Genomic DNA, 12,402 nt, shown 5'->3' with positions numbered 1-12,402 from the left:
AAAAAGCCGCGAAGTTCGCGGCTTTTTTGTTGGCAACGTCTGGTGCGGTGCCGGTGCGTCGTCAGGTGATGTGCGCGATGCGTAGCAAATTGGTGGTACCTGAGGTGGCGAAAGGCATGCCGGCTGATATCACGATGGTTTGCCCGGCTACGCCGAAGCCTTCGTTCAAGGCGGTGCGGCTTGCCAGATCACTCATTTCGGGTACGTCCACGACGTCGTGGCACAGCACGGCATGCACGCCCCAGACCAGCGCCAAGCGGCGTGCCGTGGCCAACCTGGGTGTCATCCCGATAATGGGGGCCTCGGGTCGCTCGCGGGCCATGCGCAGGGCCGAGTAGCCGGAGCTGGTGTAGGCCACCGTGGCCGCGGCCTGCAGCAAGCCCGTCACATGGCGCATGGCGTAGCCGATGGCGTCGGCGGCCAGTGCCTGGGGTTCGGAGCGCGACAGGTCGATGGAGCGGCGGTAGTTCGGGTCTGCTTCGGTATGCTGGATGATGCTGCTCATCATCTTCACCGCTTCTACGGGGTAGCGGCCACTGGCGGACTCGGCCGACAGCATGACGGCATCCGCGCCTTCGTAAATGGCGGTGGCTACATCCGAGGCTTCGGCTCGCGTGGGTACCGGTGCTGCGACCATCGATTCCAGCATCTGCGTGGCCACGATCACTGGTTTGCCGGCCTTGCGGCAGGCCTGGACAATGCGTTTCTGGATGGATGGCACCTGTTCGGCCGGCATTTCCACGCCTAAATCACCGCGCGCCACCATCACCGCATCGGTCTCTGCCACGATGGCGTCCAGGGAGGCAATCGCGGCGGGCTTTTCGAGTTTGGCCACGATGCCGGCCTGCCCGTTGACGATGTTGCGCACCTCCACCACGTCTTCCGGCCGCTGGACGAATGACAGCGCCACCCAATCGACGCCCAGGGTGAGCCCGTAAGCCAGGTCGGCGCGGTCTTTGTCCGTCAGGGCTGACAGCGGCAGTACCACGCCGGGCACATTAACGCCCTTGCGGTCCGACAGCTTGCCGCCATTGACGACGCGGGTTTCGGCGTAGTCCGCACCGCACTTCTCCACCCGCAGGCGCAACCTGCCGTCGTCCAGCAGCAGATCGGTTCCCACCTCCAGGGCAGCGAAGATTTCAGGGTGGGGCAGGGCGACGCGTGCAGCGTTGCCTGGCGTCTGCTTGTCCAGGTCCAGGCGGAATGCCGCGCCTTCTGTCAGGCTGATGGGGCCATCCGGAAACGTACCTATGCGCAGCTTGGGGCCTTGCAGGTCCAGCAGTACGGCAATGGGGCGGCCGCTGTCGCGCTCGATTCCGCGTATCAGGTCCAGCCGGCGTTTGTGGTCTTGCTGTGTGCCGTGGCTGAAGTTCAGTCGGAATACGTCGGCGCCGGCATCGAACAGGGCCTGGATGGTGGGGCCGTCGTCGCTGGCGGGGCCGAGGGTGGCGACGATTTTGGCGTGCTTGTTTCTGCGCATATCAAATGGTCCTGCTGGCGCCTGCATGCTCACCAGCTTCGGTGGCAATCAGAATGGCGCGAAAGTCGTTTACGTTGGTCAAGGTGGGGCCGGTGACGACCGAGTCGCCCAGCGCTTCGAAGAATCCGTGTCCGTCGTTGTCATCCAGGCGCTCACGCGGCCGCAGGCCCAGGGCCCAGGCGCGGGACAGCGTGTCGGGCGACAGCATGGCGCCGGCAATTTCTTCCTGTCCATCGACATCATCGGTGTCGCCCGCCAGGGCGTACACGCCGGCTTCGCCATTCAGGGCAATGCCCAGGGACAAAAGAAACTCCACATTGCGCCCGCCCCGGCCCCGGCCCCGCACGGTGACCGTGGTTTCGCCCCCCGACAGCAGCACGCAGGGCGCCTGGAAGGGCTGGGCCCGGCGGGCAATCTGCATGGCCATGCCGGCCATCGTCTTGGCTACGTCGCGGGCTTCTCCTTCGATGGCATCACCGAGGATATGGACGGCAAAGCCGGCTTGCCGAGCAACCGCGGCTGCGGCCTCCAGCGCCATCTGCGGCGTGGCGATGAAGCGGGTTTCTATGTGCGGCAAACGGCTGTCGCCGGCCTTCAGGCTCTCGCCCTGGCCGTTTTCCAGCAGTGCCAATGCAACTGGCGGAATCGGGATGCCGTAGCGGCGCAGGATGTCCAACGCATCGGCGCAGGTGCTGGGGTCGGCCACCGTGGGGCCCGAGGCGATATCGACAGGGTCGTCACCCGGCACGTCGGACAGCAGGAGGTTCAGCACCCGGGCGGGGTAGCACGCCGCCGCCAGGCGGCCGCCCTTGATGGCGGATAGATGCCTTCGCACGCAGTTCATCTCCCGGATGGTGGCGCCGCTGGCCAGCAGGGCACGGTTCAGCGCCTGCTTGTCGGCCAGGCTCAGTCCGGGCAGCGCCAGCGGCAGCAGGGCAGAACCGCCACCGGAAATCAGACACAGCACCAGGTCATCCGGGCCTAGCCCTTGCACCAGCGCCAGCATGCGTTTGGCGGCCGCTTCGCCAGCCGCATCCGGTACCGGATGCGCAGCTTCCACGATGTTTATGCGCTCGCAGGGCACGGCGTATCCGTAGCGCGTCACGACCAGGCCGGACAAGGGGCCGGGCCAGTGCTCTTCCACGGCTTTTGCCATGGCCGCTGATGCCTTGCCCGCGCCAATGACGACAAGTCGCCCCTTGGGCGGGCTGGGTAGGTGGGGCGGCACACAGAGCGCCGGCTGGGCTGCCGCAATTGCGGCATCGAACATGGCGCGCAGCAGATCGCACGGTACATCGGCGGACATGGCGGTTTGCTTGCCGGTCATGCTGCGTGGGCGCGCCGGTCACCCGGCGCAAACTCTTCGGTCGGGGCCACCCGTGCGGGGTTGCCGTCGGCAACGACTTCGATGGCGTGTGGGTGGGAGGCTTCCTCAGGCAGGGCTTTTCCGTCCAGCACCTGGGCCAGGCGCTCACGGTCCACGGAGCCCACCCAGCGGGCAATGGCGACCGTACCCACGGCGTTCCCGATGGTGTTGGTAATGGCCCGGGCTTCGGACATGAACCTGTCCACACCCAGCAGCAGCACCATGCCGGCGACGGGGATTTTGCCCATGGAGGCCAGCGTTGCCGCCAGCGTGATGAAGCCCGAGCCGGTGACGCCGGCTGAACCCTTGGACGTCAACAGCAGCACGCCCAGCACGACCAGTTGGTCGGTGATGGTCAGCGGCGTGTTGGTGGCCTGGGCGATGAAGATCGCGGCCATGGTGTAGTAGATGCACTGGCCATCGGGGTTGAAGGTCAGGCCCGCTGGCACCACCAAGCCCACTACAGGTTTGGACACACCAGCGAGCTCCAGCTTGCGCATCAGTTGGGGGACCACGGATTCAGAAGAACTGGTGCCCAGGACGGTGAAGAGTTCATCCTTGATGTATTTGAGGAACTTCCACAGGCTGAAGCCGGACATGCGGGCGATGGCGCCCAGCACCAGGGTCACGAACAAAAAGCAAGTCACGTACATCGTGGCCATCAGCTTGCCCAGCGAAACAATCGATCCCAGGCCGTATTTGCCTACCGTAAAGGCCATGGCGCCGAAGGCCGCTAGCGGCGCCAACCGCATCACCATGCCGACGATGGAGAAGATGCCATGCGTGAATGAGTCCAGGAAGTCCACCACCGGTTTGCCGCGCGACCCGATTTGCGAGAGCGCCACACCGAAGAAGGTGGCAAACACCAGGATTTGCAGAATGTCGTTCTTGGCCAGCGCATCCACGATGCTGGTGGGCACCAGGTTCAGCATGAAGTCTATAAAGCCCGTGGGCTTGGCGCCCGCTGCGGTGTAGGACGCGATGGCTTTGGTATCCAGCGAAGCGGCGTCGATGTTCATGCCGTCGCCGGGGCGAACTACATTCACCACCAGCATGCCTACCGCCAGCGCGAAGGTGGACAAGATTTCAAAGTAGATCAAGGCGCGCAGGCCAACCCGGCCCAGCTCCTTCATGTTCTCCATGCGCGCAATGCCAAGGGCTACCGTGGCGAAGATGATGGGCGCAAACACCATCTTGATCAGCTTGATGAACACATCTCCCAGCGGCTTGAAGTCACTGGCAATGTGGGGCGCGAAAAAACCCAAGGTGACGCCGGCGAACACGCCGATGAGCACTTGGACGTACAGCTTTCCGAAAAAGCGACGCATGGTTTGTCTCCTGGTATTTTGCGGGTACGGCGAGGTACTGCAGCTCTGTGCGGCTGCATTGGGGCGGCTGGCGGCTTGGCGCCAGCCCGGGGGCAGAAGAGGTGGCGACTGGAAGCTGCCGCCACCCTAGTTGGCTTTTAGTGGTCTTTATGCGGCTTTGCGCTGGCTCTGGGCTTGCAGCTGGTCGCACACGGCTTGCGTGACTTGGGCGGTGGTGGCCTTGCCACCCAGGTCGCCGGTGTGCAGTGCCGGGTTGGCCGTCACGCTTTCTATGGCTTGCATAACGCGGGCTGCGGCCTCGTTTTCACCCAGGTGCTCCAACAGCATCACGACTGACCAGAAGGTTCCCACGGGGTTGGCCAGGCCTTTGCCCATGATGTCGAAAGCCGAACCATGGATGGGTTCGAACATCGACGGGTAGCGGCGCTCCGGGTCGATATTGCCGGTGGGGGCAATGCCCAGGCTGCCGGCCAGTGCGGCGGCCAGGTCGCTCAGGATGTCGGCGTGCAGATTGGTCGCAACAATGGTGTCCAGTGTCGCAGGGCGATTGACCATGCGTGCCGTGGCCGCATCCACCAGCTCCTTGTCCCAGGTGACGTCGGGAAATTCCTTGCTGATCTGGAGTGCGATTTCGTCCCACATCACCATTGCGTGGCGCTGGGCATTGCTTTTGGTCACGACGGTCAGCAGCTTGCGGGGCCGCGACTGGGCCAGCTTGAAGGCAAAGCGCATGATGCGTTCCACACCGGCGCGCGTCATCATGGACAAGTCGGTTGCGGCCTCAATTGGGTGGCCCTGGTGCACACGGCCGCCCACGCCGGCGTATTCGCCTTCGGAGTTTTCACGCACGATGACCCAGTTCAGGTCGTCCGGGCCGCAGCGTTTGAGCGGGCCGTCGATGCCGGGCAAGATGCGGGTGGGCCGGACGTTGGCGTACTGGTCGAAGCCCTGGCAGATTTTCAGGCGCAGGCCCCAGAGGGTGATGTGGTCGGGGATGTGCGGGTCACCGGCCGAGCCGAACAGGATCGCGTCCTTGCCGCGCAGCGCGTCCAGGCCGTCGTCCGGCATCATGACGCCGTGTTCACGGAACCAGTCGCCACCCCATCCGAAGTCTTCGAACTCGAACCGGAAAGTGCTGCTGGAGCTGGCCAAGGCTTCCAGAACGTGTCGGCCTGCGGGCACGACTTCCTTGCCAATGCCGTCGCCGGGAATGGTTGCAATGCGGTAAGTCTTCATGGGTTGTCTCCGTAAGGTAGGTAAGTGGCCGTACTGTAGGGACTGGATGCATGCAAAAATCACCGTCAAATTCAAGCTATTGTTTACTTTAATTTAACAATTAACACCATGGGACAGAACGCCATTCAAGCCGCCGATCTGGGCTTTTTCTCCGCGCTGGCCAGTGCCGGCAGCCTGAGCGCGGCCGCCCGCGAGCTGGGCATCACCACGCCGGCCGTCAGCAAACATTTGGCGTTGATGGAGTCACGCGTGGGCGTGTCCCTGGTGAACCGAACCACCCGGCGCATGAGCCTTACCCAGGAGGGCGAGCTGTACCTGCAGCATGCGCGCCGCATCCTGGGCGAGATCGACGACATGGCGGAGCTGCTGGGCGGCGCGAAGTCGACGGCCAAGGGCTTGCTGCGGGTGAATGCCACGCTGGGCTTTGGCCGCAGCCATATCGCACCGCTGATATCGAAGTTCGTGCGCTTGCATCCCAAGGTAGAGGTGCAGCTCCAGCTGTCGGTGAACCCGCCGCCACTGACGGACGACACTTTTGACGTCTGCATCCGCTTTGGCGCGCCGCCGGATGCGCGTGTCATTGCCAAGCATATTGCGCCCAACCGCCGGCTGCTGTGTGCGGCGCCGGCCTATATCGAGGCCCATGGCATGCCCAAGGTGCCGCACGATCTGGTGCGCCACAACTGCATCGGCATCCGCCAGGGAGAAGAGGCCTACGGCGTATGGCGCCTGACCAGCGAGCGCGGCCGATCGGCGAAAACCGAGGCCATCAAGACCCGGGGTAACCTGACCACCAACGACGGGGAGATCGCAGTTAACTGGGCTCTGGACGGCCACGGCATCTTGATGCGTGCCGAGTGGGATATCCAGCGCTATCTGCGCAATGGGCGACTGGTGCAGGTACTGCCGCAGTGCTACACGCCGGACGCGGACATCCACGCGGTGTACCCGCCGCGCCACCAGACCACCGGGCGGGTTCGCGCGTTTGTGGATTTTTTGACGCTGTCGTTCCAGCAACAGGCAGAGCGTCCAGCGCCCGCCTGAGTTGGCTTAGAACTTCTCGTGCGGCGCCAGGTAGCGCCACTGGCCTACCGGCAAATTGCCCAGCATCACATTGCCGACGCGCACGCGCTTCAGGCCCACCACCTTCAGGCCCACCAGCTCGCACATGCGGCGGATCTGGCGTTTCTTGCCCTCGGTCAACACAAAGCGCAGCTGCTCGGGGTTTTGCCAGCTCACCTTGGCGGGTTTGAGTGCTTGGCCGTCCAGGCTCAGGCCGTGGCGCAGGCGCGCCAGCATGGCTGGGGGGAAGGCGCTTTGCACATCGCTGGTGACCGGGTCGTCGTCGTCAATGCGCACCAGCTGCTGGATCTTGCTGCCGGACTGCAGGCCGCCATAGGTGGCAGCGGCCGAGTTGGCGGCAGCGGGGTTGGCCACGCCGGTGTAGGCCACACGCACCAGGTATTCCTTTTCCATCACAGAGTCTTCGCCGATCAGCTGGCGGGCGATGCGGCCGTCCTGCGTCAGCACCAGCAGGCCGGTGGAGTCGATGTCCAGCCGGCCGGCCGGCACCAGGCTCCTGAGCTGGCTTCCGTGGAAGAAGAAGCGGGCGTTGTCATCGCGCCAGCGGTTCTGCGGCTGCACCAGGGTAATGGCCGGTTCGTGCCCGTCTTCGGCCTGGCCGCTCACAAAGCCCAGAGGTTTGTTGATCAGTATGGTGACCTGGTTGGCCTGCTGGCCGGTGGCCGCCTTGTCGATCTGGATGCGGTCGCTGGGCGTGACCTTGACGCCCATCTCGGCAACGGCGCCATTCACCTTGACCCAGCCCTTGGCGATCCATTCGTCGGCCTCGCGGCGCGAGCACATGTTCAGCTCGGCCATGCGCTTGTTGAGCCGTGTGGGCTCATTGCTGGCGGCGGGCCCGGCGGGTGGCGCGGCACGGCGGAAGGCTACGGTGGGATTCGGGGGCTTGATGGGGGTGTTCATGGTGTGCTATCAAATGAATAGCTGCCTGCGCATGATTTACCAGCGTCAGAGGCAGATTTTGCTTATATTTTAAGCGACCTGCCATGAACCCACCTTCGTTTCCTTCAGCCGCTGTTGCGGCCTCAGCTGCCGTTGCGGTTTGCCAGGGCAGGAATAAAAAGGTCAGACCATTTTTCTGGCTTGGTCTTGATGCTGCCAGCGAGGCCCATGAACTGGACGTATTGCATGATGCCATTGGGGATGGTGGAAAACTGCGTGTCCTTGTCGGCCAGCATCTTCTCTACTTCGTCACGCGGCAGGTCAATTTTGGAAACCCGGATGAAGGTGTCCGCCGCGCCCTTCTTGTCGCGCAGGATGTAGGCGTTGGCTTCTTCCTGGGCGGCCATGAAGGCCTGGGTCAGCTTGGGGTTCTGGTCGGTGAACTGCTTCAGCGCATAGACCACGTCCAGCGTGATATTGCCCAGCACGTCCGAGGAGTTGAGCACCCGTGAAATCCGCTTGTCCTTGATCTCCTGGTAGGAGAAGGGCGGGGAGGTGAAGTGGGCGGTGATTTCGGTTTTACCGGATAGCAGCGCGCCCACGGCTTCCGGGTGGCCCAGGCTGACCGTCAAGGGGTCGAGCTTGGCGTAGTTGGCCTGGCCGAATGCCTTCGCCACGGCCATTTGCAGTACGACTGCCGACAAAGATGTCTTGATGCCCGGGATGGCAATTTTGTCTTTGGGTGTGAAGTCGTTCAGTGACTTGATGGCCGGGTTATTGGTATTGAGCCAGAGAGGGGATGTGCTCATGGCACCCAGGCCAATCACCTCGGAGCGCGGAATGCCATGCGCCTTGGACCACAGGGTGATGAAGCCGGGTGCGCCGGTGCCGGCAATATCCAGATTGCCGGACAGCATGGCGTCGTTGATGACGTTGCCGCCGTCCAGCGTGGCCCAGGTGGTCTTGATGTCGCCCAGGCCCATTTTCTTGGCCTGCTTTTCGATGAGCTGCTGGTCGCGCATGACCATCAATGGCAGGTACAGGATGCCAAAGCCATGCGACAGGCGTACGGTGTCGGCCTCGGCATGGGCCGTGCCCGTGAAGCTGGTGAGCGAGAGGGCGGCGAGCGCCAGGCTGCAGACGGTGGTTTTGAATTTCATGTTTGTCTCCTTTGTTGTGTAGGGTGGCTTGGGTGCTGCGTCAGATATGCATGCCCCAGCGGCGGATGGTGCGTTTTTCCACACTGGCAAAAATCACGTTCTCCACGAACAGGCCGATGAGGATGACGAAGAACAGGCCGGCAAAGACATTCGCGGTCTCCAGCTGGTTGCGGTTCTCAAAGATGTACCAGCCCAGGCCGCCCTTGCCGGATGACACGCCAAACACCAGCTCCGCCGCGATGAGCGTGCGCCAGGCGAAGGCCCAACCCACTTTCAGCCCGGTCAGTATGCTGGGAAAAGCGGCCGGAATCAGGATCAGACGCACCAGCGAGAAGCGTTTCAGCCCGTAGTTCTGCCCCACCATGCGCATGGTGTTGGACACGGCGCGGAAACCGCTGTGCGTATTCAGGGACACGGCCCACAGCACCGAGTGCACCAGCACGAAGATGATGCTGCCCGTACCCAGCCCGAACCAGATCAGGGCCAGCGGCAGCAGGGCAATCGCGGGCAGGGGGTTGAACATGGAGGTCAGGGTTTCCAGAAAGTCCGTGCCAATCTTGGAACTGATGGCCAGCGTGGTCAGCAGCGTGGCCAGGCCTATGCCTATGCCGTAGCCGATCAGCAGCGTTTGCAGGGACACAGCGGCGCGCTCCAGCAGCACGCCGCTGCGGATTCCCGACTGGAATGCGTCGAAGGTGTCGGTGAACGAAGGGAACAGCAGGGCGTTGTTCAGCCAGCGCCCGTACACCTCCCACACCAGGGCCAGCAGGGCCAGTATCACCAGCTTGCGCAGCCAGGCTTTCTGGTACAGGTTCTCGAATGCGGACAGTGGGCGCTGTACCTGCTCCACATCGCCCTTCACAGGGTTCAAGACGATTTCGGGGCGCACAAAGGGTTGCGCGGTGCTTGTGGCGGTATTCATGGCGATGGAACCTCGGCGTGTTCGTGGGCGAAAAGCATGTCGTTGATGCGCGCTTCCAGCTCGGCCTGCGCGGATGTGCCCATCTGCTCGGCGGGAATGCTGTTGAGCTCGGCCTTGACTTGGCCAGGGTGCGGCGACAGCAGCAGGATGCGGGTGCCGATCTTGATGGCTTCTTCAATCGAGTGGGTCACAAACAGCACGGTAAAACGGGTGTCGTCCCACAGGCGCAGAAGCTCGTCCTGCATCTTGCGGCGCGTCAGCGCATCCAGTGCGGCAAAGGGCTCATCCATCAGCAAGACCGCGGGTTCCATGGCCATGCCGCGGGCGATGGAGACGCGCTGCTTCATGCCCCCGGACAGGGTATGCGGGTAGCTGTCGATGAACTTGGCCAAACCCACTTTATCGATGTAGTAGGCCGCGCGTTCGGCGGCTTCCCGGCCCTGGAGCCGGCCGCTGGCATGCAGGGCAAACTCCACGTTCTGGCGCACGGTCTTCCAGGGCAGCAGCTGGTCGAACTCCTGGAACACCATCATCCGGTCCGGTCCGGGCTCGCGCACTTCCTCTCCATGGAGACGGATTACACCGTGGGTGGGCTGCAGGTAACCCCCTATGGCTTTCAGCAGTGTGGACTTACCGCAACCTGATGGGCCCAGTAATATGTAGCGGTCCGATGGATAGACTTTGAAGCTGACCTGTTGCGCTGCGGTGACCAGGAAGTTGCTCGTCTTGTATTGCAGTGTGACCTTGTCAATTTCAAGCAAAGGCGCCTGTGCCGGGCCGGCGCCCATGCCTTGCGGGGCGCGCGTGTTGGGTGGATGTTCCACTTTTGTCTCCAGATGTTTTTATGAACTTACGGAGACGGATGCTAGGAAGCTTGCCTGTAATGAATCTGACAGCTATGGAGAGTCCCGATGCGCATACTGCTGGTGGAAGATACGGTCGATGTGGCGCAGGCGGTGGTCGCCGCCATGGCACATATTGGCCATGTGGTGGATTGGGAGTCGAACGGGCGCAAGGCCTTGCCCATGGTGGTGTCCGCGCACTACGACCTGGTGGTGCTGGACGTGATGTTGCCGGAGGTGGATGGCTTTGAATTGCTGCGGCAGATCCGCGCCAAGGGCTTGCCAACGCAGGTGCTGATGCTGACCGCCTGCGCGGAAATCGACGAGCGTGTGAAGGCCCTGGACATGGGGGCGGACGACTATCTGGTCAAGCCCTTTGACTTCCGGGAACTGGAGGCCCGTATCCGCTTGCTGCTACGGCGCCGGGAGGGATCGCACACGAATGCCCTGGTGTGCGGCAACCTCACCATCGACCGCAAGACCCGTGGCGCCCTGCTGAACGGCCAGCCGCTGGAGCTGACCCGGCGTGAGGTCACTTTGCTGGAAATCATTGCCTCGCGTCCGGGCCGTATCTTTGGCAAGGACGAGCTGATGGACAAGATGTTCACCATCGACGACAACCCGAATGCCAACACCGTGGAGCAGTACATCGCCCGCATCCGCAAGAAGCTGACGCAGGCAGACTTCGAGATCCGCACGCTGCGCGGGCTGGGCTACCAGGTGACGATGAAATGATCGTTGCGCGTGGCTCCCTGTACACCCGGTTGGTTGTACGCATTGGTGGTGTGCTGGTCGTTAGCGCCGTACTGCTGCTGGTCTCCATCTGGGTGACGACGCAGTTTGCCGCCAATGAGACCTATGACCGAATGCTGGTCGGCAACGCTTTGCAGATCGCGGAGAACACGATCGTTCAGGAGGGTTCCGTGAGCGTGGATGTTCCGTTGGCCGCGTTCACCCTGACCCCGGGTGATCAAACCTTTTATGCGGTGCAGGATCACAAGGGACGCACTATTGCTGGCGACCCCAATTTCAGGCCCAGGATCGAGTGGAGTCGGCTGGAGGAAGGCCCTTTGCTGTATGACGGTGAGTACCAGGATCTGCCCGTCAGGATTGCGGTAGTGGGCCGGCGGATGACGATCGCGGGTGAGCATCCATGGGCCGTCATTGCCATTGCACAGACAACCGCGGGACGCCGCTCGTTTGCCAAAAGTCTGGACCTGAAGGCGACTGTCATCATCTTGGTGATGGGCCTGCTCACGGTTGCGGCGGCGCTCTTCACGCTATACCAGGCCTTGTCTCCATTGGTCAAAATCGAAAAGGCCATTGCGAGCCGTGACCCCAATGATTTGTCACCCTTTGCGCAGGCGGTACCTGTTGAAATCTTTTCGCTGGTGAATGCCATCAATGGTTTCATGCGCAGGCTGTCAGAACATAGGTTTGCCCTGGAGCACATGATTGGCGACGCGGCCCACCAACTACGCACCCCAATTGCCTCGATGGTCTCGCAGACGGAAATGCTGTCCATACAAACGGATGAGGGCGCACGTCGCGCGCATGTGGAGCGCTTGCGCGAGCTCAGTCTGAATTTGGCGAAGCTGGTCAACCAGCTCATCAACTACGCCATGGTGCAACACCGTTCCATGAACCCGGAATTCTCGTCCATCGATCTGTCCGAACTGGTTCGCCACGAGGTGGCGGAGATACTGTCTGGCAGCGCAACCCGTGACCTGGATATTGAAATGCGGGTGCCAGATGGGCCTTGCAAAGTGAGGGGCGACCCAACCACGCTGGCGGAGTCCATCAAGAACGTGACCCACAATGCCTTGCAGTACGGGGCGCCGAGGTTGTTCCATGTGTACATCAGGGAACAGGGAGGCAACTGGGTGGTGCAGTTCGAGGATGATGGCGCCGGGATCGACTTCGCGCACCAGGATCGCCTCAGGCAACCATTCGCGGTTCGCGTGGGCGGGCGTATTGGCGCAAGTCTTGGACTGTCGATTGTGGACCGCGTCATGCGCGCACATGGCGGTCACTTGCAGTTTGCGCGCACGGCTGATGCGCATTTTGTGGTTGAACTGGTCTTGCCGAAGCTGTTGTAGGGCA

General features: G+C 62.5%; 11 protein-coding genes. 3 read left to right on the top strand and 8 right to left on the bottom strand.

Annotation, left to right across the window (positions count from 1 at the left end; genetic code table 11):
- Window positions 1-61 precede the first annotated feature (61 nt).
- The 4 genes from pyk to AC07VY_RS02730 all read right to left on the bottom strand — a co-directional run bounded on the left by pyk (window position 62) and on the right by AC07VY_RS02730 (window position 5,410).
- The gene (gene pyk / locus AC07VY_RS02745; protein ID WP_495096193.1) at window positions 62-1,480 is read right to left on the bottom strand and encodes a pyruvate kinase; all 1,419 of its coding nucleotides are present in this window, start codon (window positions 1,478-1,480) and stop codon (window positions 62-64) included.
- A 1-nt stretch (window position 1,481) separates the two neighbouring features.
- The gene (locus tag AC07VY_RS02740) at window positions 1,482-2,807 is read right to left on the bottom strand and encodes a glycerate kinase type-2 family protein (RefSeq protein ID WP_495096192.1); all 1,326 of its coding nucleotides are present in this window, start codon (window positions 2,805-2,807) and stop codon (window positions 1,482-1,484) included.
- On the bottom strand, window positions 2,804-4,174 hold the full coding sequence (locus tag AC07VY_RS02735; protein WP_495096191.1) for a dicarboxylate/amino acid:cation symporter: 1,371 nt from the start codon (window positions 4,172-4,174) through the stop codon (window positions 2,804-2,806). Before AC07VY_RS02735 ends, AC07VY_RS02740 begins: the two co-directional genes overlap by 4 nt.
- A gap of 147 nt (window positions 4,175-4,321) precedes the next feature.
- Entirely contained in the window at window positions 4,322-5,410 is a 1,089-nt protein-coding gene (locus AC07VY_RS02730) for a tartrate dehydrogenase (protein WP_495096190.1), read from the bottom strand.
- A gap of 108 nt (window positions 5,411-5,518) precedes the next feature.
- On the opposite strand from AC07VY_RS02730, the gene AC07VY_RS02725 reads away from it, so the two are divergent.
- Window positions 5,519-6,454 carry a LysR substrate-binding domain-containing protein gene (locus tag AC07VY_RS02725; RefSeq protein ID WP_495096189.1) on the top strand — a complete coding sequence of 312 codons (936 nt, stop codon included), beginning with the start codon at window positions 5,519-5,521 and terminating at the stop codon, window positions 6,452-6,454.
- Window positions 6,455-6,460: 6 nt separating this feature from the next.
- Here AC07VY_RS02725 and AC07VY_RS02720 read toward each other — a convergent pair whose 3' ends face one another.
- From AC07VY_RS02720 to AC07VY_RS02705, 4 genes are all read right to left on the bottom strand, one after another.
- Entirely contained in the window at window positions 6,461-7,396 is a 936-nt protein-coding gene (locus AC07VY_RS02720) for a pseudouridine synthase (RefSeq protein WP_495096188.1), read from the bottom strand.
- A gap of 122 nt (window positions 7,397-7,518) precedes the next feature.
- Window positions 7,519-8,535, bottom strand: a complete 1,017-nt coding sequence (locus AC07VY_RS02715; protein WP_495096187.1) for an ABC transporter substrate-binding protein — start codon at window positions 8,533-8,535, stop codon at window positions 7,519-7,521.
- 40 nt (window positions 8,536-8,575) lie between these two features.
- Complete coding sequence (locus AC07VY_RS02710) at window positions 8,576-9,457, bottom strand: ABC transporter permease (RefSeq protein WP_495096186.1); 882 nt, start codon at window positions 9,455-9,457, stop codon at window positions 8,576-8,578.
- Window positions 9,454-10,245, bottom strand: a complete 792-nt coding sequence (locus AC07VY_RS02705; RefSeq protein WP_495096406.1) for an ABC transporter ATP-binding protein — start codon at window positions 10,243-10,245, stop codon at window positions 9,454-9,456. The genes AC07VY_RS02710 and AC07VY_RS02705 overlap by 4 nt, the downstream gene beginning before the upstream one ends.
- Before the next feature lie 123 nt (window positions 10,246-10,368).
- Between AC07VY_RS02705 and AC07VY_RS02700 the strand changes: the two genes are divergently transcribed.
- Together AC07VY_RS02700 and AC07VY_RS02695 are read left to right on the top strand one after the other, a co-directional pair.
- On the top strand, window positions 10,369-11,034 hold the full coding sequence (locus tag AC07VY_RS02700) for a response regulator transcription factor (protein WP_495096185.1): 666 nt from the start codon (window positions 10,369-10,371) through the stop codon (window positions 11,032-11,034).
- Window positions 11,031-12,398 (top strand): sensor histidine kinase, encoded by a 1,368-nt coding sequence (locus tag AC07VY_RS02695; RefSeq protein WP_495096184.1) that lies wholly within the window; start codon window positions 11,031-11,033, stop codon window positions 12,396-12,398. Before AC07VY_RS02700 ends, AC07VY_RS02695 begins: the two co-directional genes overlap by 4 nt.
- Window positions 12,399-12,402: the final 4 nt, after the last annotated feature.

Source organism: Rhodoferax sp. GW821-FHT02C08 (assembly GCF_059421805.1).
The sequence above is the reverse complement of the archived record's forward strand: the minus strand, read 5'-3'. Positions and strand labels throughout refer to the sequence as shown.

Coding starts and splice junctions, on each gene's coding strand:
- AC07VY_RS02725 (WP_495096189.1), top strand. CDS start 5,519: ATGGGACAGAACGCCATTCAAGCCGCCGATCTGGGCTTTTTCTCCGCG.
- AC07VY_RS02715 (WP_495096187.1), bottom strand. CDS start 8,535: ATGAAATTCAAAACCACCGTCTGCAGCCTGGCGCTCGCCGCCCTCTCG.
- AC07VY_RS02740 (WP_495096192.1), bottom strand. CDS start 2,807: ATGACCGGCAAGCAAACCGCCATGTCCGCCGATGTACCGTGCGATCTG.
- AC07VY_RS02695 (WP_495096184.1), top strand. CDS start 11,031: ATGATCGTTGCGCGTGGCTCCCTGTACACCCGGTTGGTTGTACGCATT.
- AC07VY_RS02705 (WP_495096406.1), bottom strand. CDS start 10,245: ATGGGCGCCGGCCCGGCACAGGCGCCTTTGCTTGAAATTGACAAGGTC.
- pyk (WP_495096193.1), bottom strand. CDS start 1,480: ATGCGCAGAAACAAGCACGCCAAAATCGTCGCCACCCTCGGCCCCGCC.
- AC07VY_RS02710 (WP_495096186.1), bottom strand. CDS start 9,457: ATGAATACCGCCACAAGCACCGCGCAACCCTTTGTGCGCCCCGAAATC.
- AC07VY_RS02730 (WP_495096190.1), bottom strand. CDS start 5,410: ATGAAGACTTACCGCATTGCAACCATTCCCGGCGACGGCATTGGCAAG.
- AC07VY_RS02720 (WP_495096188.1), bottom strand. CDS start 7,396: ATGAACACCCCCATCAAGCCCCCGAATCCCACCGTAGCCTTCCGCCGT.
- AC07VY_RS02735 (WP_495096191.1), bottom strand. CDS start 4,174: ATGCGTCGCTTTTTCGGAAAGCTGTACGTCCAAGTGCTCATCGGCGTG.
- AC07VY_RS02700 (WP_495096185.1), top strand. CDS start 10,369: ATGCGCATACTGCTGGTGGAAGATACGGTCGATGTGGCGCAGGCGGTG.